This is a genomic window from Allosaccharopolyspora coralli (genome assembly GCF_009664835.1).
Classification (GTDB): Bacteria; Actinomycetota; Actinomycetes; order Mycobacteriales; family Pseudonocardiaceae; genus Allosaccharopolyspora; species Allosaccharopolyspora coralli.
On record NZ_CP045929.1, the window covers coordinates 178,098 to 200,525 of the forward strand.

The window sequence follows — 22,428 nt, forward strand, 5'->3', positions numbered from 1 at the left end:
GCGTGAGTCTTTTTGGTGCCTATAGCCACCAAAAAGGCTCACGCCGCCGTCACTGCACGGGCAGCAGCACCTTGCCGCGCACGCCTCCGGCTTCGAGTAGTTCGTGCGCGCGGGATGCTTGGGCCATCGGCACGCGCTCGGCGATGATCGGCCGCACCGAGCCGTCCTCCACGAGCGGCCACAGGTGCTCGCGGACGTCGGTGACGATCGCGGCCTTGCCGGTCGGTCCGTCGACGGGCCGCCCCCGGAGGCCGAGCACGGACACGGTCAGCCGCTTCACCAGCATCCGGCCCATGTCGAGTTCGCCCTTGCGGCCGCCCTGCATTCCGATGATCGCCAGGTGCCCGTCGGGGGCGAGCGCGTCCAGGTTCTGGTCGAGGTAGCTCGCCCCCATGTTGTCGAGGACGACGTCGGCGCCGCCGAGCTCCTTCGCCGCCGCGACGAAGTCTCCGTCGCGGTAGCTCACCGCCACGTCCGCTCCCAGGTCGCGGCAGAGTTGCAGGTTCTCCTCCGAACCGGCGGTCGCGACCACCCGCGCGCCGAGCGCCTTGCCGATCTGGATGGCGCAGGTGCCGATACCGCCGGAACCACCGTGCACCACCAGCACCTGGTCCCGGCGCAGACCGGCCCTCATCACGACGTTCGACCACACGGTGCACGCGACTTCGGGCAGCGACCCCGCGTCCACGAGATCCACACCGTGCGGCGCGGGCAGCAACTGCCCGGCCGGGACCGTGACCCGTTGCGCGTAGCCACCGCCTGCGAGCAGCGCGCAGACGCGGTCACCGACAGTCCACCCTGTAACATCCTCGCCGAGGCCGGCGATAATTCCGGCGCATTCGAGCCCGAGAATCTCGCTCGCACCTTTCGGCGGCGGGTAGGCGCCGACGCGTTGCACGAGATCGGCACGGTTCACGCTCGACGAGACGACGTCGACGAGAACCTCACCGGGACCCGGCTCCGGGTCGGTGATCTCTTTCCATTCCAGCATTTCCGGGCCACCGGGCTCGCGGATCGTGATCGCGTACATGACCACGACCGTAGTCACGTGCGGCGGCTCCGACCCGCCGGGGCGGGTTTCCCTGACCGCCCTGTACTCTCCGTGATCGCGGGAAAGGCGAGAAAATTCGATTCCCCGACAATGGTTTTCGTCGCAATGTTTCGTCTTCTTTTCTTTTGTGGCGAACTCTTGACTTTCCTGGTGTCGCGTTCCAAAGCTGTGTCGACCCATCCACATCCCTCGGGGAGCACCATGAACTTGCGAACTCTCCTGCCCGGACGGAAAGCCGCGGCGATCGTCGCGGCCTGTGCGGCCACCGCCGCCACCCTCGCGGTCGCCCCCGCCACCGCGGCGCCGATGCACAAAGACCTCGGCGAGACGATCAACGGCAACGCGGTCAACCGGCACCTGATCGCGCTACAGCGCATCGCCGACCAGAACGGCGGGAACCGTGCCACCGGCCTGCCCGGCTACGACGCGAGCGTGGAGTACGTCGCGGGCAAGCTGCGCAACGCGGGATTCGACGTGACGACGCCGACGTTCGACTACACGGCCTGGTACCTCGACGCGTTCGCGCTGCATGTGGACGGCGCCCCCGTCGAGGGCGATGCCCTGGAGTACTCGACGTCGACGCCGGAAGGCGGGCTGACCGCGCCGCTGGCCGTCGTCCCCCCCGACTCGACACCGGGCTGCGAGGCCTCCGACTACGACGGGCTCGACGTGACCGGCCAGGTGGCGCTGATCCAGCGTGGTGAGTGCGCGTTCGCCGACAAGCAGCGCATCGCTTCCGAACAGGGAGCCTCCGCGGCGATCATCTACAACAACGTCGAAGGCCCGCTCAACGGCACCCTGGGTGGCGCCGAGGACGCGGTGATCCCCACCGCCGGTGTCTCGCAGGCCGTCGGCGAGGACCTCGCCGGTAAGCCGGGCGCCGAGGTGCACCTCGACGTGCAGGCCCGCACCGAGGAAGTCACCGCCCGCAACGTCGTCGCCCAGACCCGCACGGGTCGCGCGGACAACGTCGTGATGGCCGGAGCGCACCTCGACAGCGTCGCCGACGGCGCGGGCATCAACGACAACGGAACCGGCACCGCAGGCCTGTTGGAGACGGCGCTGAAAATGGGCAGCACGCCGGACGCGAACAACGCGGTGCGGTTCGCCTTCTGGGGCGCCGAGGAGTCCGGCCTGATCGGCTCGACGAAGTACGTGCAGGGCCTGAACTTCGAGCAGCAGCTCGACATCGCCATGTATCTCAACTTCGACATGATCGGCTCGCCGAACGCCGGGTACTTCGCCTACGACGGCGACGACTCCGACGGTGAGGGCGCCGGCCCCGGCCCGTTCGGTTCCGCGCAGATCGAGAAGGACCTCGTCGAGGCGCTGAGCAGCACCGGCGTCGAGGTCGAGGGCACGGACTTCAACGGTCGCTCGGACTACAGCGAGTTCATCAACGTCGGCATCCCGGCCGGTGGGCTGTTCACCGGCGCCGAGGGCGTCAAGACCGAGGAGCAGGCCGCGAAGTGGGGCGGTGTCGCGGGTGAGTCCTACGACCCGAACTACCACACCCCGCAGGACGATCTCGGCAACGTCGACCGTCTCGCGCTGGAGCGCAACACCAAGACGATCGCCTCAGTGACGCAGCTGTACTCGCAGAGCACCGAAGAGGTCAACGGCATGACCCGCGCCGAGCGCGCGCAGGTCCGCCAGCAGCAGGCGGCGTTCGCCGCGCAGAGTCTCGCCGGTGCGGGCGCCAGCCACGCCGACGAGTCGTCTTCGGCGATGCACGACCACACGCCGGACCGCGCCTGACGCCTGAAACACCGCGACCGCCGCGCCGTGCCCGCACGGTGCGGCGGTCGTCCGGTTCCCTCAGCTTGTGTTTTAACCTCCTCGGTCCTTCGCTGGTCACGGGGACCGCTGCCACCATGGCCGTTCTCGCGATACCCGAGTTGATCTTTTAGCTGGTCAGGCCCGGCGTCTTCCGATGAACCCAGGCAGTGCCAACACTGGAGAGGGCTGGGCACCCCGGAGGGAGGTTTTGAAACACCGGCAGGACAGCGGCCCCTGCGGCCGGTGCATCAAAACTCCATACGTTCACGCTTGGTGATCAGAGCAGGTCTTCTTGCCTGCATCATCCACACCAAGATCACAACAAGTGACGATCAAGAGGTTAAATCACAAGCTCAGAAGGCGTTTTGGAACTTGGGTGGGTGGTCCGGTACCGCCGCCCCAGTTCGTGCCTCGCGGCGTTGGGGTCCTCTTGAGTACCAGGAAGTACGCGGCGAGAACCCCTGCCTTGCGAGGCACGAACTGGAACGCCGGAGCTCCTCACCCCGTCGAGGCTGAGCACGTATGACCGTGCCCTACGGGCACAAAAGCCAGTTCTCAAATGCTCCCTCAGAGATCGAGGGTGAGGCGCAGGCCCTGATCGACTTCGCGCATAAGGGACAGTGGCAGGATGCCCACCCACTCTCGTAGCTCGTCCTTGTCGAGTGTGACCAGCGCGGTGACGTTCACGACCGAGTCTCGAGGCAACCCAGTGGCTCGCGACGGAAGAAACACGGTGCCGGGCTTGAGTGCAAGATCGGTGTGTGACGTGATCACTGCGGCGAGTGCGGTGGAGAGGCGGCTCGCGTTGAGGCCGTCCGACTGAACGATGAGCACCGGGCGGTGCTGTGCCGGCCTACTTCCCTGCGGAGCGCCGAGATCGGACCAGTAGATGTTTGCCCGTTCGATCACCAGTCGTCGTCCATGGCTAGCAGCGTGCGGTGGCCCGCCCTGACAGCGTCCGTTGTCGAGCTGTCCGCCCCCTCGAGAGAGTCGAGCGCGAGGTTCATCTGGCGGGTAAGAGACTCCGTGTCGAGCTTGTCGAGGTAATGCTCAGCGGCACGAGCGAAAAAACTCCGATCGGCTCATGCCCAGATCGTTTGCGCGATGAGACGCCCGTTCGAACGTCTCGTCAGGGAGGGAGATCGCGGTCTTATAACTTAGTATGACTGGGTCCGACGCTGCCGGACGGCGACTTCTCGCCAACGTGACGCCCGCTGTTCACGTTCGGCTGCCAGACTTCCTCCCGACGGTCGAGGCGTGAGGCAGGAGACGGGGATGCACAGCAAGCGCACGACCAGCACTCGCGGCGTGGTTCTCGTCGCCGCAGCAGCTCTCACCGGGACGGCGGTGCTCGTCGAGCCCGCCCAAGCGCAACCCGAGCCGGTGCGGTTCGCGACGTTCAACGCCTCGCTCAACCGTGACGCCGAGGGTGAGCTGCTCGCCGACCTGTCCACACCGGACGACGAACAAGCCCGCGACGTCGCCGAGGTCGTGCAGCGCACCCGCCCGGATGTGGTGCTGCTCAACGAGTTCGACCATGTCGAAGGCGGCGCTGCCGTCGAGGCGTTTCAGCGCAACTACCTCGCTCGCGGCCAGAACGGCGCCGAGGCGATCGACTACCCGTACAGCTACACCGCGCCGGTGAACACCGGGGTACCGTCCGGAATGGACCTCGACAACGACGGCGCGGTCGGCGGCCCGGGCGACGCCTTCGGCTTCGGTGAGTTCCCCGGCCAGTACGGCATGGTGGTGCTGTCGAAGCACCCGATCGACCGCGACGAGGTGCGCACCTTCCAGAACTTCCGCTGGGCCGACATTCCGGGCGCGCGGCTGCCGGACGACCCGGCGACCCCGGAACCCGCCGACTGGTACAGCCCGGAGGAACTCGAGACGCTGCGCCTGTCCTCGAAGTCCCACTGGGACCTGCCGATCGACGTCGACGGCCGCACGGTGCACCTGCTCGCCTCCCACCCCACGCCGCCGAGCTTCGACGGCGAGGAAGACCGCAACGGACACCGCAACCACGACGAGATCCGGTTCTGGGCCGACTACGTCCATCCGGCACGCGGCGACTACGTCTACGACGACGCCGGACGCACCGGCGGCCTCGGCCCGGGCGCCCGTTTCGTCATCGCAGGGGACCAGAACGCCGACCCGTTCGACGGCGACAGCCTCGACGCGGCGGCGAACCAGCTCGTGCGCGCGCACCGCGTCGTCGACCCCAAACCGGGAAGCGAAGGCGCCGTCGAGGCGAGCGAAACGCAAGGTGGCGCCAACGACGAGCACCGCGGGCGGGCGGAGCTCGACACCGCCGACTTCTCCGACGACGAACCCGGCAACCTCCGCGTCGACTACGTGCTGCCGTCACTGCCGTTGATTCCACGCGACGCCGGGGTGTTCTGGCCGACCGCCGACGACCCGCTGGCGCGGTTGAACGGCGCCTCGGACCACCACCTCGTCTGGGTGGATCTTCGTGTTTAGAGGGGGTGCGGGTTGATCTGCGTGGGTGCTTCCGTGGCAGAACCCGCGGGTGGTCGGGCTGCGTACGTGTTTGCCGCTCAGCGGCAACCCGCACACCGTCTCCTTAATCCAAGGCGCGGCGGAGGAAGAAGCGGATCCCGAGCGCGCCGAACACTAGGCACGCCGCCAGGAGCGCGAGGACACACACCCACGGCGGCATGTGTGGCACGTCGGGCAGTAACGCTCCCCGCATGCCCTCGCTGGCGTAGGTCAGCGGGTTGAACGCGCAGACGACCTGGAACCAGCGGAGCTCGTCGAGTTCGACCCACGGGAACTGGCTCGCCCCGGTGAAGATCAGCGGTGCGAGGATCACCGCGAACATGATGTTGATCCGACGCGGCGGCACGGCCGCACCGACCGTGAGACCGACCGCGCCCCCGGCCAGCGAGCCGAGAACCAGGCACAGGACGGCGAACGGCAGGCCCGCGTAGTCCCAGGCGATCTGTCCGAACATGAGGATGCCGATCGGGATCATCAACAGCGCCGCGAACAGCCCCCGCATCGCGCCGAAGAGCATCTTCTCGATCGCGACGCCGCTGATCGGCAGTGGAGCCAACAGCCGGTCCTCGATCTCCTTCGAGTACGAGAAGTCCAGCACCAGGGGGAACGACGTGTTCTGCAGTGCCACCACGAACGCGTTGAGGGCGATCATGCCGGGCAGCAGGATCTGCTCGTAGCCGGGCTGGGTGTAGCCGAGTTGGCCGAGGACCTTGCCGAAGATGAACAGCAACGCCACCGGCTGCACGAGGACCTGCGCGAGGAAGCTCGGCAGTTCCCGCCCCGTCACGAACAGGTCCCGGCCGAGGACCGCGACGAACGCACGTCCGGAACTCACCGCAGGTCCCTCCCTGTGAGGTCGATGAACACGTCCTCCAGCGTCGCCGACCCGAGCGTCAGCCCCGCCACGTCGACGTGGTGTTCGTGCAGCAGTTGCGCCACCGGGCCGAGCAGACCCGCGGGCTCGCCGGTCACGTACAGCCGGACGTGCTGCTCGCTCGCCGTGTCGGAACCGACGTGCTCGGCGCGTTCCACCCCCGCCACAGTGGACAACAGCTTTACGAGTTCGCTCATGGAGCTGCCGTTCGGCCGTACCGACGCGTCCACGGTTCCCGACCCCGGCAGCGACTTGATGAGCGCGGCGGGCGTGTCGAGCGCGAGCAGCGTGCCGTGGTCGACGACGCCGACCCGGTCGGAAAGTTTCTCCGCCTCGTCCATGTCGTGCGTGGTGAGCAGCACGGTGACACCTTCGGCGCGCAGATCGTTGACGCGGTCGTGCACGAACAACCTCGCCTGCGGGTCGAGGCCGGTCGAGGGTTCGTCGAGGAACAGGACCTCCGGGCGATGGATGAGCGCGCGGGCGATCATCACCCGCTGCGACTGGCCGCCGGAGAGGTCGTCGACCCGCGCGGTCGCCTTGTCACCGAGGCCCATCCGATCGAGCAGCTCCTCGGCGAGCCTGCGCCGTTCACGTCGCGGGACACCGTGGTACGAGGCGTGGAACTGGAGGTTCTGCCGCACGTTCAACGACCTGTCGAGGTTGACGTGCTGCGGCACCACCGCCACCTTGCCCCGCGCGGCGACCGGATTCCTCGCCACGTCCACCCCGGCGACCCTTGCCTGACCGCCGGTCAACAGCACCCGCGTGGTGAGGATGCCGACGGTGGTGGTCTTGCCCGCGCCGTTCGGACCGAGCAGGCCGAACACCTCGCCCGGATGCACGGTGAAACTCAGCCCGTCGACGGCGTTGGTGCGGCTCTTCGGGTATCGCTTGACGAGGTCGATCACGTCCACCGCATTGGTCACCCGGCGCCCCCTCCGTGTCTGTGGTCCCCCCCGCCCGATGCTACTGAGAGGTCCCGACAGGCAAGACCGAATTTCACCGCACGGCGCTTCGGGCGGGTTCTCCCCACTGCGGGCATCGTCCCGCTAACCTGGCGGGGTGCAGGACGATGAACGCGACGTCAAGTGGCTCGACGACACGGAGATGGAAGCGTGGCGCAACTACATCACGGGTAGTGCGCTGCTGGAGTACCGGCTCAACCGGGAACTCCAATCCGGTCACGGGGTCTCCCTCGCCGATTACGAGATTCTCGTCCGTCTCTCCGACCGCGCGGAACACCGGATGCGGATGAGTGAGCTCGCGTCCGAGGTGGCGCACTCGAAGAGCCGCATCTCGCACCAGATCCGGCGGCTCGAACGCGCGGAGCTGGTGGAGCGCACCGAGTGCCCCAGCGACGGACGCGGCGTGTTCGCCGTGCTGACCGAACGCGGCATGGAGGTGCTGCGCGGCATCGCCCCCGATCACGTCGCCAGTGTCCGGGAGCATTACGTCGACCTGCTCGACCCGGAGGAACAGCAGGTCATGGCGAAGGTGTTCGGTCGGCTCGTGGACCACCTGCGGGACACCGAGAGCTGACGGACCTGGCTGGAGCCGGCAGCGTCGGAGTGGCTACGCTGCGACGTGGGAAGCGTGGCAGAGCGGCCTAATGCAGTCGCCTTGAAAGCGACCGAGGTGATGAGCCTCCGGGGGTTCGAATCCCCCCGCTTCCGCACTGTGACCAGCGATGACGCTGGTTCCGTTGAAATACCAGCACCAACGTCACGCGGGCCCGTTGCAGTTTGCTCGACTGTGAGCATCGGACGCCGCTTCGTCACCGAATCCGGTTGCGGTCCCGCACGAGGTCCCCAACTCGGTTCGGGCCGTTCCCGGTGTCGTGAGTCAGCTGGGGTCGGGCGGGCGGTGCAGGTGGCCGTAGGCGACGGGGTGGTCGCGACCTTGCTCGAGGTAGGTCTCGTTGAGGGCTTGGGCGATGATGTTGTGCTCGTGGTTGTCGAGGCACTCGTCGCCTTCCACGTGGCGGCGCAATTGGGCCACGGTCCCTGACCCACCGAGGGCGAGGCACCGTGTCCAGAGTTCCGTGTAGGACAGACGGGAGAGTCTCATTCCCTCGGCGAGGGTCAGCGACAGATGGGTCAGCACGGTCACTCGGTGGGCAGTTGCCCGGTCGTGGTGAGGTGCTCGGCGACCTCGCGCAGCTTCTGGTTGGTGTGTTGCGAGGCGGCGATGAGCAGGTCGAAGGCCTGCTCGGGAGTGAGCTTGAACCGTTCCATGAGAACTCCCTTGGCTTGACCGATGACGTCGCGCGATTGCAGTGCGATGCGCAAGTTCGCCTGTTCGGCCGCGGCGGTCGCCGCCACCGCGGCGTGGGCGGCGAGCAAGGTGCCGATGTGCACCGCGTCGTCGGTGAAGGCATACGGTGCCTCGGCGTAGATGTTGAGCGCGCCGAGCGTCGTCGCGTGTGCGCCGGCATCGGTGGTGTAGAGCTGAAACGACAGCATCGAGCGCACGCCCAGGTGCGCCACGGCCGTGCTGAATTCGACCCACCGCCGGTCGGTGGACAGATCGTCGACGCGAATCACCGGCTCGTGTTCGAATGCCGCGCTCAAGCACGGCCCCTCGCCGGTGCTGTACTGGTGCTTGTCGAGGACGCAGACCAGCTCGTCGCTGGCCACCGGGGTGGACACCGAGCCGCGGGTCGTCATCGTGATGCCGGCGCGCTCCGCTCCCTCGATCTGGGTCAGCGAGGTCTGCACAGTCCGGCGCAGCACGGCGTCCACGTCGTCCTCGGCGGCCAGTTGCCGAGCCAGCGTCGCCAGCAAGTCAGGGTCGGGATGTGCCATCACTGCCAGGATGCCTGCGTGGGCGGGCCGCGCCTAGCAGGTCAGACGCATACGCCATGACCAAAAAACGAACCCCTGAGCGGGCGACAGCCGTAGCCGCTATCCGGTGTGCAGGGTGCGGTGAGGGTGTTCGCCGTAGGCGGACCGGTAGTCGGCGGCGAAGCGGCTCGGTCGGGCATAACCCCACCGGGCGGCCACCCCGGTCACCGTCGTGCCGTCGCCCGCTACGGCGTTCTGTAGGTCGTGGTGAGCTCGATCGAGACGTACGCGGCGCAGGTAGTGCATGGGCGTGGTGTCCAGGTGCCTGCGAAACGCCAGCTGCAGCGCGCGGGGGCTGACATTCGCGGCGCGAGCGATATCGGTCAGGGTCAGATCGAGGTCCGGGTTGGCTTCGATGAACGCGACCGCGCGACGCAGCCCGCGCAGCTGCAACGCGCCGTGGCGACAGCGGTGGGAGCGAGGAGACCTTCGGCCCCGGCGACCAGTTTTGATCAGCCGCCCCGAGCCGTCCTATACCGGTGTCGCCCAGTCCTTACGCCTGCGGTTCATCATGACGCCCAACCGTGTCATCGCCGACCGCGCTGCTGTGCAGCCGGGAGTAGAGCGTGCTCACGGTGTCCTGGACCAAGCCGACCTCGTTGCTGTCGAAGGTTCACGGTTCGATGATCCGCTGCTTCGGAGCGGTTCAGGTGCGCAGGGTGTGGCTGGGCAGCACGCCGTAGGCCTGCCGGTAGCGGGTGGGAAGGCGTGGTGCAGCGCCCGCGGCCCGATCCCGGCCGCGTGGGCGATACGGGCGAGGGTGAGTGGCTGCTCGGGGTGGGCGTCGATGTAGGCAACCGCACGGCGCAGCGCCGCCGGGGTCACGTGTCCGGGGCCACGCTGGTGGGCCAGGGTCATGGTGGTGTTCGGGAAGGTGGCCAACGCGGCGGGCCGCGGTCTGCATCATCTGCTCGTACACCAGCGGATTGGTGCTGCCGGGGTCGGTGCCGGCCAGGTCGCGGTGAAAGAACGTGAGCACATTGCCGAAGTAGCGGTCCATGGCCGCGGAGACCGGCACCATGGACTCGAATCGCACGTCGGCGGAGTCGACGTCGCAGTACTCGGCCGCCGGCCGACCGACACGCTGAAGCGGCAGCCGCATGACAGCGATGTCGATGGAGCGGGCTGTGCATGCAGCGGCGAGCCGAATGGGTACAGGTAGCTGTTCCCGGCGCGCAACTGGCGGTCTTCGGCACTGGTGCGCAGGCGAAACGTGCCGCGCTGCACCTGCCCCATGGGCAGGTACTCCCACGGGGCGGTGGTGATGTCGATGTCGATGGAGCTGTCTCACCGACAGTGGCCGCGGAGGCGACGAAATCGGCCCGCGGCTGCGCATCGACGAACCGGAGTGCGTTGTCGATGTACATCTGCCGTAGATGTTCCGTGGTCTCGTCCTCGTCCCGTGAAGACCCCTGCGCCACACCATCGAATCGATCAACCAGACCTTCAAAGCCCAACTTGAGCTGGAACGACACGGCGGCCGCACCCCCACCGGGGTCACAGTACGGATCCTGCAACGCATCCTCGCCCTCACCACCGCCATCCGGCACAACGACCACACCCGCGCACCCGTCCACCGCTACGACCACTGACCCTCGGAATCGACCGTCTAGGGACAGAACCCTGCGCAGGCGTGCGGACCATCCGGGACGCCCGCTCACACGCGTCCGACGAGTGAGCCGGGGGTATCGTCAACCACCCCGGCGCAGGGGGCTGATCGTCACTGGTCCAGCGCTGGGCAATGTGGCTCGCAACGCGTGTTCGACAGCGTGTGCTTGCTGATGAAATGCGCCGATGGTGACGGTCTCGTCGGCGGGAAGCTCGATCGAGATGTGGAGCCGGTGTCCGCTCCAGCGGAGCGCGACTCGCGGCGGCAGCGTCGTGGGAGCTGCTTCGGCGACGACGGATTCGGCCCGCCGAACCAGGTCAGGGTCGACACCGTCGAGCAGCCGCGTGCCGACATCGCGAATGGTGCCGGCGAGCAGCACAACGATGGCGACAGTGATGAGCAGTCCGACGATCGGGTCGGCCAAGGGGAAGCCCAGCAGTACTCCTAGCGCGCCGAGTACGACAGCCAACGAGGTGAACCCGTCGGTGCGGGCGTGTAGCCCGTCTGCGACCAGGGCGGCCGAGCCGATCCGCCGCCCCACACGGATGCGATACACGGCAACAAGCTCGTTTCCCGCGAATCCGATCAGCCCGGCGGCGAGCACCCATCCGACGTTGTCCAGAGGCTGCGGGTCGATCAGCCGGCTGATGGACTGATACCCGGCCAGCACAGCAGACAACGCGATCATGGCCACGATGAACAAGCCCGCCAGGTCTTCCGCACGACCGAAGCCGTAGGTGAACGAGCGGGTCGGTGCCCGGCGGCCGAGCACGAACGCGATCCATAGCGGAACCGAGGTCAGCGCATCCGAGAAGTTGTGAATGGTATCCGCCAGTAGTGCGACGGACCCGCTGAACATCACCACGACGAGCTGGAGCAACGCCGTCGCGCCCAACCCGGCCAAGCTCACCCTGACCGCACGGATCCCGTGGCCACTGGCCGTGAGGGCGTCGTCCACCGAGTCGTTCGTGTCGTGGCTATGCGGCACGAAAACAGCGTGCAATGCCCCTTTGAGGCCGCTCGGATGATGCCCGTTCTCATGCCGGTCAGATTGGTGGGTTTGGCCGTGCTGGTGGTCAGCTGACCGTTTCACCGAGCCGACCTCATCTCGACCTCATGGTGCCGAGGTGCATCACCCAGCGAGTGCTCCGCCTGGAAGATCGCATCGGCGACGACACGACGCACGTGTTCGTTCGCCAGCCGATAGAAAACCCGAGTTCCCTGCTGGCGGGTCAGCACGATCCGGGCCAGCCTCAGCTTCGCCAGATGTTGCGAGACCGCCGCAGGCGACTTGTCGACGATCTCGGCCAGCCGGTTCACGGGCAGCTCCTCATCCCGCAGCGCGAGGATGATCCGTACCCGCGTGGCGTCGGCCAGCATCGAGAACAGCTCCACGGCCAGCTCGACGTAGTCGCTCTCCACCCCGAAGCTGCAAGAACCGTTATCTGCATTCATATGCAGATTATGACACAAAGGTGGCTCCATGGCAGGCCGACATGCTCGCTCAAGATCACCTGCACCCAGGCCGGCTGTGGACAGCGCTGCTCATCGGCTCGGACGGCAGGGTGCTCGACTGCGTCGTTCGAAGACGACGACACCCGTGGTCGAAACCACCGCGCCCGCCGAAGCGGTGGCCGTCCACTCAGCGGCAGACAGCAGCGCGCCGGCACGGCGTCACGGTCGTGCGCATCGACGGCGCGGCGAAGGCTTCACCGACGCCAATGCAGACACCATTCGTGTGCCTCGACGAACTGCTCGTCTTCCCCGGAATCCGACGACACCGAACGTTTCACCGCAACCACCTCGTCATGCGCCGAGGGTGCCTGTGAATGATTTTTCTTCCACAGGGGGCGAGCGCAACTGGTTTACATTCGTGTAGTCGCGCCCAGGCCCCCAACCCGGGCGAGGATCTTGATTCGACGAGGAAATACCTTCGGGTCGTGATGAACACCATGTCCCTGCGAGGTGCGGGGTGACAGTGGCTAGCATGGCGTCATGCTGAAGGGACTCCAGCGCGCCCAGGGGAGTGTCGGTCTCCTTGCGTTGCTTGCTCTCGCAGCTTTCCTGATGTGCACACTGCTGCCGCATCATTCACACGGCCAGGACGCTACGTCCGGTAGCGCTCACAGCGCCTCGGCGACTGCGTCACATGCTTCTGGTGTCTCGCACCACGGTGCGGTCGGGGAACCGTCCCATGCTCCTGGTGCCGACGCTGTGGCCTCCTCGCCCGGCGATGGCCACGAGCCGCATCAGGAACCGACGTGTCATAACCCGGCAGATCAGTTCATGGACGTGGCGGGTCGGTTCATGCCTGCCACGCCCGACGAGCTGCTGGGGTTGCTCGGAGCCGTCCTGGTCGCGGCTGGAGGGGTGGTTCGCCCTGCCGCATGGCCGCGTGTGCCGCTCTGGTTGACGCGACCACCGCGCTTGCTCTCCGGATTCCCACTTCTGATCGCACTCGGGGTTTCACGAACCTGATTCACGTCCCGCTGATGATGTGCTGAGTACCAGCTGAACAATTCCTGAGGTATCAGCGCTCCGCCATGGCTGTCGTCCTAACGGCGATATTCGCCCACTGATCGGGCGCTTCATGGCTGTCAGTTCTTTTTCCGTTCACTTTCCGCCGCTGATGGCGGACGGTTTCGTTCTCGTGAATACGGCTGAGCCCACTCGCGTGTGTACTGCGGTGGCAGCCCGGGAGGTTTGTAGTGACATACGACTCTGTGCTGGACTGCGTCGGTTCGACCCCGCTGGTGCGATTGCGGCGGTGTTTCCCTCATCCGGACGTCGAAGTCCTGGCCAAGCTGGAGATGCTCAACCCCTGCGGAAGCATGAAGGACCGCCCCGCTCGCTACATCGTCGAGCAGGGGGTAAGCGAGGGGACGCTGCGGCCCGGAATGCGCCTGGTGGAGAGCACCTCGGGCAATCTCGGTGTCGCGTTGGCGGTTGCTGCCCGCATGCACGGATTGGCGTTCACCGCAGTGGTGGACCCGAACACCTCGCCGATGAACTTGCGGTTGCTGGAGCTCTTCGGTGCCGACGTCGACATGGTGACCGAGCCGGACGAGGCTGGTGGTTACCTGCAGACGCGCGTCGGTCGGGCTCAAAGCCACGCCGCAGCGGACTCGGGAGTGGTCTGGATCAACCAATACGCGAACCAGCGCAACTGGCGCGCCTACTACGAAACGGTCGGGGCCGAGATCCTCCAGCAGGTGGACGGCGCCATCGACTACCTGGTCGCACCGGTGTCCACGACCGGATCGTTGCAGGGCACGGCTCGACGCTTGCGGGAGTCGAACCCCGAGCTGACTGTGGTGGCCGTCGACGCAGTGGGATCAGTGATCTTCGGAACCCCCCCGAGCAAGCGGCGCATCCCCGGATTCGGCGCCAGCCGAGTACCGGAGATCTTCACCGCCGACGAGATCGACGACGTGGTCCACGTCGACGATCTCGGCTCCGCTGCGGGATGTCGGCGATTGGTCGAGACCGAGGGCCTGCTCGCCGGAGGGTCGTCCGGTGCTGTGATCGCGGCGCTGGAGACGGTCGTGGACCGCTTGAGTGCGTCCGCGCGGGTCGTGACGCTGCTACCGGATCGGGGCGAGCGCTACCTCGAGACCGTTTACGACGACAGCTGGACAGAGAGCGTGAAGCGCGAGCTCATCGAAAACGATCTGTCGGAGGCGTCGTGAGCACCGCCGAGCGTGTCCAACGGCGCAACCTTGTGCTGCTGTGGGCCAGTCAGTTCGTCAACACCGCCGGGTTGATGATGCTGGTGCCGATCATGCCGTTCTACGTCCAGGGCATGGGCGTCGACGGCACGGCCGAGGTCCAAACCTGGGCAGGGGTGGCTATCGCGGCTCCCGCTCTTGCGCTGACCGTGGCGACTCCACTGTGGGGGCGCCTCGGCGACCGGATCGGGCGGCATTGGATGGTCGTGCGGTCGCTGGTGGGGCTCGCGGTGTCGATGCTCGTGATGGCTCTGGCCGGGAATCCCTTTCTGCTGGTGCTGGGGCGACTTCTGCAGGGCGGTCTCGGAGGCGTCGTGGAAGCGGCCCAAGCATTCGCCGGTGCTGCCGGGCCAGGCAGCAAGCGGGGTTCGGCGCTGGGCAAGTCCTTCAGCGCGACTGCGGCCGGATCCCTGATCGGGCCGTTGGCGGGCGGAGCACTCGTCGGTGCGGGAGCGCTGAGCACTCTGATGATCGTGATCGCCGTCCTGGCCGTCGTGCTCGCGGGTGCCTGCACGCTCGGGCTGCGCGAGCCCGACGCCACAGAAACCTCCGCTCCAGCGTCCGCGCCCTCCGCTCCGGCGAACAGCGTCGGCCGCGCTGGTTTTTGGCACGTCCCCGCAGCTGTACCGCTGGTTATCGTCGCGGTGGCCGCGTATTTCGGGGTCTACGGGCTGATTCCCGTGTTCGCTCAGCACGTGCAGCAGAGTTTCCCCGCCGGGCAGGCCGGAATGTGGGTGGGCGTCTTCCAGTCTCTGACGTGGGCAGCGACGCTCATCGCTTCCTTCTGGTGGGGCCGGCACAACGACCGTGCGCAGCGGCCGATCCGCACCCTTGCTGTGGCTTCGGGGGTGTGCGCGGTCAGCATCGCCGCCCAGGCGCTCCCGCTGGGGCCGGCTGGCTTGATCGTGTTGCGGCTGTTGCAAGGAGCCGCCTTCGCCGCCCTGGCACAGTCGCTGTTCTTCCACTTCAGCCAGCACGCGCCGTCGTCGCGGAGGAGTGGGTACGTAGGCATGGCGAACAGCTTCCTGCTCGCCGGTCAGTCTGCCGGACCGTTACTGGCAGGGCCGATGGCCCTCGCCTTCCCCACGCCGCTCTCGATCGCATTGATGGGTGCAGCATGCGCGGTCGCGTGCCTGTGCTGCCTGCGCGCGTCTCGTATGGATGCCGAACCGCACACGTGGGGGCATGCTTCGACGGACACCAACGACTCGGCGAATCTCCCCGTGCTCAGGCAGATGAGCGGTGTACTGGAGAGCCCGTCGGAGCAGACTGCGCCGATTCGGCGCACTACCGCGGCGACCGTGACTCGCGGACCGGAACCGCCGGGGCATGTGCGGCCGGATATGAATCACCCGTCAGCCGCTCGATTCAGTCACGCTAGTGCAGGACACCGCACTGTGTAACCCGCTCGCTCGGGGCAACCGTGGTTCGGCCTTTCCCGGCCCCGTGGCACGCCCCGGGCCCGGGTCTGGTCGGCGCGCTCAGACGCCGTGCCACCGAGTCCGGGGGCATGCCTGCTTGAGTCGGAGTGGTCCACTCCCACTGTTCGGGCTGGCATGATCGAGATCCGCAGCGTCGGCGGTCCTACCGGGTCTGAATCCGGACGAAGGCCGCTAGCGCGCCCGCTCGAGACGCCGTTGAACACCTACCCGGCGAAGCGGCGGACGCTGTTGACCTCGCCCATGTACTTGACCTCTTCGACCGTGACCGTCTGGCCCTCGGTCGGAGCGTGCACCATCTTGCCGCCGCCGATGTAGATGCCGTTGTGGCTGCCCGAGCTGTAGAAGAAGATCACGTCACCGGGTTTCATCTCGCTCTGCGAGACCTGCTCGCCCTCCGAGATCTGCGACTTCGTCGATCCGGGCAGCTCCACCCCGGCTTGCTCGTAGGCGTACTGGACGAGCCCGGAGCAGTCGAACTGACTCGGTCCCTTGGCGCCGAAGACGTACGGCGAGCCCTGCTTGCTCAGCGCGGCGTTCACCGCCTGGATCGCCTTGCCGCTTCCGGCGAGCGCACCTACCGAGCTGCTGCTGGACAGCGACTCTTGTTCCTGCTGGCTGAGGCTGTTGTACGTCTCTTTGACCTCGGCCACCTGGGCGTCCATCGCGGCCTTCTTGCCGCCGATCTCGTCCTGGATCCGGGCGGACTCGGCCTCGGCTTCCGTCGCGCGGGCGCGGGCGTCGCCGGCTCGCTTCTCAGCGCTCTCGGCTTCGTGGGTGGCACTCGAGAGCGCCTCGACGGCGTCCTTGTTGTCCTTGCCGAGCGCGTCCAGTGCCGAGGCACGATCGAGGAACTCGTTGGGTGATTCGCTGACCATCAGGGCGGAGAGCTCGTTCATCTTCGCGCCCTGGTATGCGGCGCCGGTGAGCTCGTCGACCTGCCCCCGGAACCGTTCCTCTTCGGCGCGTGCCTCGTCGGCGACCTGCACGGCCTGCGCCGTATCGGCTCGAGCCCGCTCCAGGTCGGCCTGGCGCTGGGCGTGATCGTCTTCGGCCTTCTTGTACTCCTCCGTGACGGCTTCAGCCTGGCGGCCGACCTCGCGGAGTTGCTTGGCCGCCTCGGAGGCGTTGCCGGGCTGATCCGGGGCCGCGCCGGCGGGGGTTGCACCTAGCCCGACGGTGACGGCGGCAACGGTGGTTGCCGCCAGTGCTCCGCGAAACGGGAGCTTCAGCCGGTGGGACGCCATAGGAGAGCACGGCTCCTTCGAGTACTCGGGTTCGATGATCGTCACTCGGTGGGGTGATCGCCGCGAAAACGCCCAACACTGTATGCACGATCGATCAGAGCGGTCGAAGCGGGCCCGGTTTCCGCGCGCGGCGCGCACCGTACAAGCGGAACTCCGGCAGTTCGTCGACGTCGGTTCCGGTTTGCCGACCGTGGTCAGCGTGCACGAAGTCGCCCCACGCCTCGATCTGGCCTCCGTCTGCGCTTCGTCAGCGACACGGACGCGAGCGAGCAGGGTGCTCCGCGAGGTCCAGGTACCGCGGCACGTATGTACATTATGTGTACGAACCAGGCACCACGTGCCCCCCAGGGGGATGGCGGTGCCTCACATCGTGTTGTCGAGAAGGGGCGACGATGGCGGCAGACGACGAGAAGAGCGCCCAGAACCACATTCAAGGTCTAGAGCGCGGACTCGCGGTGTTGCAGGCGTTCACCGCCGACCATCCGAGCCGGACGGCGACCGAGCTCGCGACGGCGACCCGGCTGTCACGTCCGGTCGTGCGCAGGATTCTGTTGACTCTGCAGCGCCTCGGCTACGTCGCGACCTCCGAGGGACGATGGACGCTGACCCCGCGAGTGCTCACGATCGGGCATCACTACACCGCCACCCATGCCTTGACGGAGTTGGCTCAGCCCTACCTGATGCGGCTGGCCGAGAAGACGGGTGAGTCCGCCACGCTCGCCACGCTGGACGGCAACGAGGTCGTCTACATCGCCAGGGTGCCGGTGCGCCGGGTGCTCAGCGTGACCGTTTCTCCCGGCACGCGGGCACCCGCGCACGCCACGTCGTTGGGGCGAGTGCTGCTGGCGTGGGAACCGGACGAGCGGGTGGAGCGCTTGATCGCGGAATCCGGGCTGCCCGGCTTGACCCGCCACACCGTCACCGACCCGGCGCAGTTCCGCGAGATCCTCGGCACCGTCCGCGAGCAGGGCTGGTCGATGGTGATCAGCGAACGCGAGGAAGGACTGCTCTCGCTGTCCGCACCGGTCCGCGATCACCACGGCCGGGTCGTCGCCGCCGTCGCCTCCTCCACCTCCACCGGGCGTGCGACGCCCGAGGGGCTCCGCGAGGACGTGGTACCCGTGCTCGTTGACATCGCGAAGGACATCAGTGCCCAGATCGGGAGCCGCACGGCCGGCCCGCCCATCGCGTGAGCGTCCGGTCGGTCATGTGGTCGTCAGCGCTGTGGTCCGGGACTGTGTTCCCCGCCGTCTACGCACTCCGTTACGGACCCACTCGGCTCTGTTCGAACTGGGTCGGCGGTACCGGACCATCTACCCAAGTTCCCGGATGCCCTCCCATCAGAGCTTCTGCTGCAGGACCTGTCCCGGCCACGAGCGCACGGTGAATTCCTCGGCGGGAGTGAATCCCTGTTTCTCGTAGTAGCCGATCAGTGCGCGGTCGGGTCCGCGATAACAGTCCACTCGGAGCAGGTTGACGCCTTGCTCGCGGGCGCGCGTTCGCCCGAGGTCGAGCAGGACGGCGCCCGCGCCCTTGCCCGGGCCGCCGGGGTCCGCGACGAGCAGATTGATGTAGACGTGCGGGGCGGGGCAGTGCGGGATGTGGTCGGGTGCCTCGCCGAGCGCGAGTGCCGCGACCGTGGAACCGCCGTCGTGGTCGGCGAGGTAGAGCTCTCCGCTGGTGGCGTAGCTGGTCACCTGGGCCATGCGGCGCGGGTTCGTCGAGTGCGGCTCGGTTCCCCACTGATCGGTGCGTCCCCGCGCGGCGAGCCATCGGTTCGCGGCGTCCAGCAGCCCGAGCACGGTCCGCACATCAGCCGGGCCGCCCCGGCGGAGCGTGAGGTCGTGAGCTGACATGCCGCCATCGTGCCGGATTCGACGTGGGTCTTGGTGATGCCGTGTGTCTCGATGGTGCTGTCTCGCGGATGCGAGGTCGAGTTCGGGCGACTGTCGCCCGGCAGCGGCCGTGTCGCCCGGGGTCGTGGTGAAGCCGACCGCGAGTGATCACTCCACCGGGTGAAGGCCATGATCATGCAGTAATTCCGAAGCGGCCACGTTGTCGTGCAATTCCACTCTCACGTGTGATCGCGTCTGCGAACTGGCTTCATTCGGTGATCAACGACCGATATTGTGCCATAAACACGATCGCGTGAACTTTGGAATTCTGCTCAGTCTTTCGAGAGGGTTTCCGTGGTGTCCGAGATAGCGCCGGTGATCATGAAATGCTCTGTTTGAGCAGTTCAAGACGCGTGCCGTGGACTCGGGGTGAGATGAGAAACCCACCGGAGGTGTCTCCGGTGGAATCGTGAAGGTATGGGCTACTGTCCGTCCGTCGTCCGGGGAATCCTTTTTCTTCCCCCGCGGATTCACCACGGACGGATACCGCATTCCGAACGAATCGCGTACCCCCGCACCGCGTGTGAAGTCCGAGGAGCGCCATGCTGCACCGCCGAGCCCGAGACGGTCGCCGACCGATGCTCGCAGGCGCCCTCCTGCTCGCACTGCTCACCGGCTGCGGATCCGCGCCGGCGCCGCCCGCGGCCGCTCCCGAGCAGCCACCCGCCCAGGCGCGGGTCGTCACTGCGGACCTGCCGGAGGCCACCACCTTCGGGGATCTCTCGGAGGCTCCCGCCGATCCGGCTCCGCAACAGCCGACTGACGGCACCGTTCTGCGCGTGCACGACGAACTTGCCCTGTACGACGCACCCGACGGCGAACCCTTCGCGCGCCTGCCCGCCACCCAACTCGAGAACCCGACCTGGGTTCCGGTGGTCGAGACCCGAGGACAGTGGTCGCGGGTCCTGCTTCCGAGCAGGCCGACAGGGGCGACCGGCTGGGTGCGCCCCGAGCCGGGACAGGCGGAACCGGCCCGCTCCCCATACGAAGTCGAGGTCGACGTCGACGCGATGCGGATGGTCGTGCGGGAATCCGGACGCGAGATCGGCTCATGGACCGTGGGTGTCGGCGGCGAAGGCACGCCGACTCCCCGTGGCCGCACCTACATGATGGCGGCCATCGAGGAGACGGTGACGACCTTCAGTCCCGTGATCCTCCCCCTCGGAACGCACTCGCAGACGCTGACCAGCTATGGCGGCGGCCCCGGCACCGTCGCACTGCACGGCTGGCCGGACTCGAGCGTGTTCGGAACCGCGAGCAGTGACGGGTGTGTCCGTGTTCCGGACGACGCTCTCGACCTGCTCACCACGCTTCCGCTCGGAACGTTGGTGCTCCTGCGCTGACACCGGATGGGAAGAAGTCCCCGAAAGATCGAGAGTGAAGGAAGTACGACAGTGCGGAAGACAACCGGCGCACTCAGCGCCACAGCATTGGCGGCAGGCCTGCTCGCGGCGGGAAGCCCCGCGCTCGCGGACAGCACCGACAACGACGGTGTGAACATCGGCAACGACAACAACGTGAGCGTGCTCCCGGTTCAGGCGTGTGGGAACAACGTCGCGGTGGCGGGCGTCGTCGCTCCGATCCTGTCCCCGAACGAGACCGAGTGCGTCAACGCTCCGATCGTCGATCACCCCGAGTCGGAAGAGCCGGACGACCCGGAGCACCCGGACGACCCGGAGAAGCCTGAGGACCCGGAGCACCCGGACGACCCGGAACACCCGGGTGAGCCCGAGATGCCGGAGGACCCCGAGCACCCCGGTGAGCCCGAGCACCCGGGTGAGCCGGAGATGCCCGGTGAGGGCGGCTCGAGCCTGCCGACCGCCCCGAGCCCCGAGGTCGTGCCGGGTCACCACGCCGTCACCGGCTGACTCGATCTTCCTCTCGCGACGCGCGGCGCTCCACATCCGGGAGCGCCGCGCGTTGTTCGTCTCAGCCGAGGCGAGACGGACCCGTGCTCGTCAGTGGAGCCCGTGCAGTGCAGAGTGTGCACATGTTGATCCGGATCCCGACGCCCGGTGACCTCGTTGGCGCCGCCCGCTCGACCGCTGAACTGGCGGTCGGGGCCGTGACGACCGCGGCGTCCGTGCCCGGCCGAGTGCTCGGCCTCGTCGACGGCGCGGAGACGGTCCTCGCCCGTATCACCGACATCGCCGACCGGGCGGATGAGCTCGTCACCCGGGTCGATCAGATCGCCTCCCGGACCGAGAAGACGGTGGAAGAGGTCGACGGCGTCGTCGACCGCACCCGGGCGATCGTGTCGATGGCCGAGGACAGCGTTCGCGAGGTCGCCCGGATCGCCGCGGCAGCCTCGACGCTGGTCGACGACTCCGGTGCGATCGCCGAGAAGGCATCGCAGACCGTTGACCGCGCCGGGCACACCGCCGAGGTCGCCGACGGGTTGCTCGCCGAGTACGAGCCGATGGCGCGCAAGGCCGCGCCGATGGCCTCGCGGTTCGTCGACGAGCTGTCGCCGAAGGAGGTCGACGCCGCGATTCGCCTCGTCGACGAGCTGCCGGTGATGGCCGAGCACATGATCAGCGACATCATGCCGATCCTGCGCACCCTCGACCGTGTGGGCCCTGAGGTGCACGAACTGCTCGAAGTCACCCACGACGTGCGGCGGGCGATCGTCGGCATCCCCGGGTTCCAGTTCTTCCGCAGGCGTGGCGAGGGGCGCGTCGACGACAGTTCCGACGATCCGCCCCGCTCGAACGGTCGGAACTGACGGGCGCGGCTGCCCGGTGGGGACCTCCTCCGCGGTGCGCGGGAGGTCAGCTCTTCCAGATCACCAGCTCTGTCTCGTAGCGGTACCGCGTGCTTTCCCAGCTCTTGCCGACAACTTCGAAGTACGCGATGCGTTCGCCGCGTGTCTTGTAGCAGACTCGGGAGCCGACATCGACGTCGATCTTGTCGACGGCGTGAGTGGCGATCAGGTTTTCGCACTGCTGACGCGTCGGCTTGGTGTCCTCGAGCCAGACGGCACCGTCGTCGGAAACGTTCAGCGCTCCGTCGCTGGCCTGCGACAGTTGCCCACCTTCGTTCTCGGGCGGAAGCACGTCGAAGTTGACGTAGCTCGTCATGTTGAAGTGATCCGCCCACAGGACATCCGCACCCGGTTCCGATGACTCCTGGCCGTTGTCCCGCCCAGCGGGGACCGTTGCGGTGACCGTGACGGTTTCGGTGGCCGGGGCCGGTGCGGGAGCGGTCGACTTGCCTACTTGCAGTGCGACGACTCCCGTGATGCCTGCGGCGACCACTGTCGCGATCGCCCCCATCGAACCGACGCAGCCGGTGGTCTTCCAGAAGTTGCGCGGGTTGTCGACGGTCTCGGACCGCGGGTGTTGAGCCTCGCTCGGACCGTTGGACCGACGTGCCATCACGCTACTTCCCCAGTGGTCGGCTTTTCGTTCCGATCACGATACCGGGGCCACTACGGTGCT

General features: G+C 67.3%; 22 protein-coding genes, 1 tRNA gene and 2 pseudogenes. 12 read left to right on the plus strand and 13 right to left on the minus strand.

Translation table 11 applies throughout. The features are described from left to right. Window positions 1–49: 49 nt before the first annotated feature. Window positions 50–1,030 (minus strand): NAD(P)H-quinone oxidoreductase, encoded by a 981-nt coding sequence (locus tag GIY23_RS00795; protein ID WP_154074905.1) that lies wholly within the window; start codon window positions 1,028–1,030, stop codon window positions 50–52. A gap of 222 nt (window positions 1,031–1,252) precedes the next feature. On the opposite strand from GIY23_RS00795, the gene GIY23_RS00800 reads away from it, so the two are divergent. Further along, window positions 1,253–2,809 carry a M20/M25/M40 family metallo-hydrolase gene (locus GIY23_RS00800; protein WP_154074906.1) on the plus strand — a complete coding sequence of 519 codons (1,557 nt, stop codon included), beginning with the start codon at window positions 1,253–1,255 and terminating at the stop codon, window positions 2,807–2,809. A gap of 588 nt (window positions 2,810–3,397) precedes the next feature. On the opposite strand, the gene GIY23_RS00805 is transcribed toward GIY23_RS00800, so the two are convergent. Then, a complete protein-coding gene (locus GIY23_RS00805; protein WP_323847467.1) occupies window positions 3,398–3,739 on the minus strand; it encodes a type II toxin-antitoxin system PemK/MazF family toxin in 342 nt (113 codons plus the stop codon). Window positions 3,740–4,105: 366 nt separating this feature from the next. Between GIY23_RS00805 and GIY23_RS00815 the strand changes: the two genes are divergently transcribed. Beyond that, window positions 4,106–5,311, plus strand: a complete 1,206-nt coding sequence (locus GIY23_RS00815) for an endonuclease/exonuclease/phosphatase family protein (protein WP_154078516.1) — start codon at window positions 4,106–4,108, stop codon at window positions 5,309–5,311. Window positions 5,312–5,414: 103 nt separating this feature from the next. On the opposite strand, the gene GIY23_RS00820 is transcribed toward GIY23_RS00815, so the two are convergent. Further along, window positions 5,415–6,185 (minus strand): ABC transporter permease, encoded by a 771-nt coding sequence (locus tag GIY23_RS00820; protein ID WP_154074908.1) that lies wholly within the window; start codon window positions 6,183–6,185, stop codon window positions 5,415–5,417. Further along, window positions 6,182–7,153 (minus strand): ABC transporter ATP-binding protein, encoded by a 972-nt coding sequence (locus GIY23_RS00825; protein WP_154074909.1) that lies wholly within the window; start codon window positions 7,151–7,153, stop codon window positions 6,182–6,184. Before GIY23_RS00825 ends, GIY23_RS00820 begins: the two co-directional genes overlap by 4 nt. 181 nt (window positions 7,154–7,334) lie before the next feature. On the opposite strand from GIY23_RS00825, the gene GIY23_RS00830 reads away from it, so the two are divergent. Beyond that, complete coding sequence (locus GIY23_RS00830) at window positions 7,335–7,766, plus strand: MarR family winged helix-turn-helix transcriptional regulator (RefSeq protein ID WP_154078517.1); 432 nt, start codon at window positions 7,335–7,337, stop codon at window positions 7,764–7,766. Between the two features lie 48 nt (window positions 7,767–7,814). Then, window positions 7,815–7,900, plus strand: a tRNA-Ser gene (locus tag GIY23_RS00835). 169 nt (window positions 7,901–8,069) lie between these two features. Here GIY23_RS00835 and GIY23_RS00840 read toward each other — a convergent pair. The 4 genes from GIY23_RS00840 to GIY23_RS00855 all read right to left on the minus strand — a co-directional run bounded on the left by GIY23_RS00840 (window position 8,070) and on the right by GIY23_RS00855 (window position 10,172). Then, window positions 8,070–8,330: a hypothetical protein gene (locus GIY23_RS00840; RefSeq protein ID WP_154074910.1), complete on the minus strand. Its 261-nt coding sequence runs from the start codon at window positions 8,328–8,330 to the stop codon at window positions 8,070–8,072. 2 nt (window positions 8,331–8,332) lie between these two features. Then, window positions 8,333–9,031 (minus strand): GAF and ANTAR domain-containing protein, encoded by a 699-nt coding sequence (locus GIY23_RS00845; RefSeq protein WP_154074911.1) that lies wholly within the window; start codon window positions 9,029–9,031, stop codon window positions 8,333–8,335. A 99-nt stretch (window positions 9,032–9,130) separates the two neighbouring features. Continuing rightward, window positions 9,131–9,463, minus strand: a complete 333-nt coding sequence (locus GIY23_RS00850) for a helix-turn-helix transcriptional regulator (RefSeq protein ID WP_228717474.1) — start codon at window positions 9,461–9,463, stop codon at window positions 9,131–9,133. Window positions 9,464–9,716: 253 nt separating this feature from the next. Continuing rightward, window positions 9,717–10,172: a hypothetical protein gene (locus tag GIY23_RS00855; protein WP_154074913.1), complete on the minus strand. Its 456-nt coding sequence runs from the start codon at window positions 10,170–10,172 to the stop codon at window positions 9,717–9,719. A 304-nt stretch (window positions 10,173–10,476) separates the two neighbouring features. Here GIY23_RS00855 and GIY23_RS23450 point away from each other — a divergent pair. Next, window positions 10,477–10,662: pseudogene (locus GIY23_RS23450) on the plus strand (IS982 family transposase); the annotation flags it as partial. A 99-nt stretch (window positions 10,663–10,761) separates the two neighbouring features. Here the strand turns inward: GIY23_RS23450 and GIY23_RS00865 are convergent. Further along, window positions 10,762–11,637, minus strand: coding sequence for a cation diffusion facilitator family transporter (locus GIY23_RS00865; RefSeq protein WP_228717475.1), 876 nt, complete (start codon window positions 11,635–11,637; stop codon window positions 10,762–10,764). Window positions 11,638–11,768: 131 nt separating this feature from the next. After that, entirely contained in the window at window positions 11,769–12,134 is a 366-nt protein-coding gene (locus GIY23_RS00870) for an ArsR/SmtB family transcription factor (protein WP_154074915.1), read from the minus strand. 1,253 nt (window positions 12,135–13,387) lie between these two features. Between GIY23_RS00870 and sbnA the strand changes: the two genes are divergently transcribed. Together sbnA and GIY23_RS00880 are read left to right on the plus strand one after the other, a co-directional pair. Beyond that, complete coding sequence (gene sbnA, locus GIY23_RS00875; protein ID WP_154074916.1) at window positions 13,388–14,368, plus strand: 2,3-diaminopropionate biosynthesis protein SbnA; 981 nt, start codon at window positions 13,388–13,390, stop codon at window positions 14,366–14,368. Then, window positions 14,365–15,810, plus strand: a complete 1,446-nt coding sequence (locus GIY23_RS00880; protein WP_187351978.1) for an MFS transporter — start codon at window positions 14,365–14,367, stop codon at window positions 15,808–15,810. The genes sbnA and GIY23_RS00880 overlap by 4 nt, the downstream gene beginning before the upstream one ends. Before the next feature lie 242 nt (window positions 15,811–16,052). Here the strand turns inward: GIY23_RS00880 and GIY23_RS00885 are convergent, their stop codons facing one another. Next, the gene (locus GIY23_RS00885; protein WP_154074918.1) at window positions 16,053–17,093 is read right to left on the minus strand and encodes a C40 family peptidase; all 1,041 of its coding nucleotides are present in this window, start codon (window positions 17,091–17,093) and stop codon (window positions 16,053–16,055) included. A gap of 82 nt (window positions 17,094–17,175) precedes the next feature. On the opposite strand from GIY23_RS00885, the pseudogene GIY23_RS00890 reads away from it, so the two are divergent. Both GIY23_RS00890 and GIY23_RS00895 read left to right on the plus strand, forming a co-directional pair. Further along, a pseudogene (locus GIY23_RS00890) lies at window positions 17,176–17,304 on the plus strand (SAM-dependent methyltransferase); the annotation flags it as partial. 181 nt (window positions 17,305–17,485) lie between these two features. Continuing rightward, the gene (locus GIY23_RS00895) at window positions 17,486–18,286 is read left to right on the plus strand and encodes an IclR family transcriptional regulator domain-containing protein (protein ID WP_154074919.1); all 801 of its coding nucleotides are present in this window, start codon (window positions 17,486–17,488) and stop codon (window positions 18,284–18,286) included. A gap of 147 nt (window positions 18,287–18,433) precedes the next feature. Here GIY23_RS00895 and GIY23_RS00900 read toward each other — a convergent pair whose 3' ends face one another. Next, window positions 18,434–18,949: a GNAT family N-acetyltransferase gene (locus GIY23_RS00900; RefSeq protein ID WP_154074920.1), complete on the minus strand. Its 516-nt coding sequence runs from the start codon at window positions 18,947–18,949 to the stop codon at window positions 18,434–18,436. Window positions 18,950–19,530: 581 nt separating this feature from the next. Between GIY23_RS00900 and GIY23_RS00905 the strand changes: the two genes are divergently transcribed. The 3 genes from GIY23_RS00905 (at window position 19,531) to GIY23_RS00915 (ending at window position 21,713) form a co-directional block, all read left to right on the plus strand. Further along, complete coding sequence (locus GIY23_RS00905; RefSeq protein WP_228717476.1) at window positions 19,531–20,331, plus strand: L,D-transpeptidase; 801 nt, start codon at window positions 19,531–19,533, stop codon at window positions 20,329–20,331. A gap of 51 nt (window positions 20,332–20,382) precedes the next feature. Next, window positions 20,383–20,856, plus strand: a complete 474-nt coding sequence (locus GIY23_RS22750; protein WP_154074921.1) for a hypothetical protein — start codon at window positions 20,383–20,385, stop codon at window positions 20,854–20,856. 122 nt (window positions 20,857–20,978) lie between these two features. Further along, on the plus strand, window positions 20,979–21,713 hold the full coding sequence (locus GIY23_RS00915) for a methyl-accepting chemotaxis protein (RefSeq protein ID WP_228717477.1): 735 nt from the start codon (window positions 20,979–20,981) through the stop codon (window positions 21,711–21,713). A gap of 46 nt (window positions 21,714–21,759) precedes the next feature. Here GIY23_RS00915 and GIY23_RS00920 read toward each other — a convergent pair whose 3' ends face one another. After that, window positions 21,760–22,365 carry a hypothetical protein gene (locus tag GIY23_RS00920; protein WP_154074923.1) on the minus strand — a complete coding sequence of 202 codons (606 nt, stop codon included), beginning with the start codon at window positions 22,363–22,365 and terminating at the stop codon, window positions 21,760–21,762. Window positions 22,366–22,428 lie beyond the last annotated feature (63 nt).

What these genes read in the sequence shown, in the direction of transcription:
- GIY23_RS00795 (WP_154074905.1), bottom strand. Translation starts at nt 1,030, where the DNA reads ATGTACGCGATCACGATCCGCGAGCCCGGTGGCCCGGAAATGCTGGAA.
- GIY23_RS00800 (WP_154074906.1), top strand. Translation starts at nt 1,253, where the DNA reads ATGAACTTGCGAACTCTCCTGCCCGGACGGAAAGCCGCGGCGATCGTC.
- GIY23_RS00815 (WP_154078516.1), top strand. Translation starts at nt 4,106, where the DNA reads ATGCACAGCAAGCGCACGACCAGCACTCGCGGCGTGGTTCTCGTCGCC.
- GIY23_RS00830 (WP_154078517.1), top strand. Translation starts at nt 7,335, where the DNA reads ATGGAAGCGTGGCGCAACTACATCACGGGTAGTGCGCTGCTGGAGTAC.
- GIY23_RS00845 (WP_154074911.1), bottom strand. Translation starts at nt 9,031, where the DNA reads ATGGCACATCCCGACCCTGACTTGCTGGCGACGCTGGCTCGGCAACTG.
- GIY23_RS00855 (WP_154074913.1), bottom strand. Translation starts at nt 10,172, where the DNA reads ATGCGGCTGCCGCTTCAGCGTGTCGGTCGGCCGGCGGCCGAGTACTGC.
- GIY23_RS00870 (WP_154074915.1), bottom strand. Translation starts at nt 12,134, where the DNA reads ATGAATGCAGATAACGGTTCTTGCAGCTTCGGGGTGGAGAGCGACTAC.
- GIY23_RS00885 (WP_154074918.1), bottom strand. Translation starts at nt 17,093, where the DNA reads ATGGCGTCCCACCGGCTGAAGCTCCCGTTTCGCGGAGCACTGGCGGCA.
- GIY23_RS00895 (WP_154074919.1), top strand. Translation starts at nt 17,486, where the DNA reads ATGGCGGCAGACGACGAGAAGAGCGCCCAGAACCACATTCAAGGTCTA.
- GIY23_RS00900 (WP_154074920.1), bottom strand. Translation starts at nt 18,949, where the DNA reads ATGTCAGCTCACGACCTCACGCTCCGCCGGGGCGGCCCGGCTGATGTG.
- GIY23_RS00905 (WP_228717476.1), top strand. Translation starts at nt 19,531, where the DNA reads ATGCTGCACCGCCGAGCCCGAGACGGTCGCCGACCGATGCTCGCAGGC.
- GIY23_RS00915 (WP_228717477.1), top strand. Translation starts at nt 20,979, where the DNA reads ATGTTGATCCGGATCCCGACGCCCGGTGACCTCGTTGGCGCCGCCCGC.
- GIY23_RS00920 (WP_154074923.1), bottom strand. Translation starts at nt 22,365, where the DNA reads ATGGCACGTCGGTCCAACGGTCCGAGCGAGGCTCAACACCCGCGGTCC.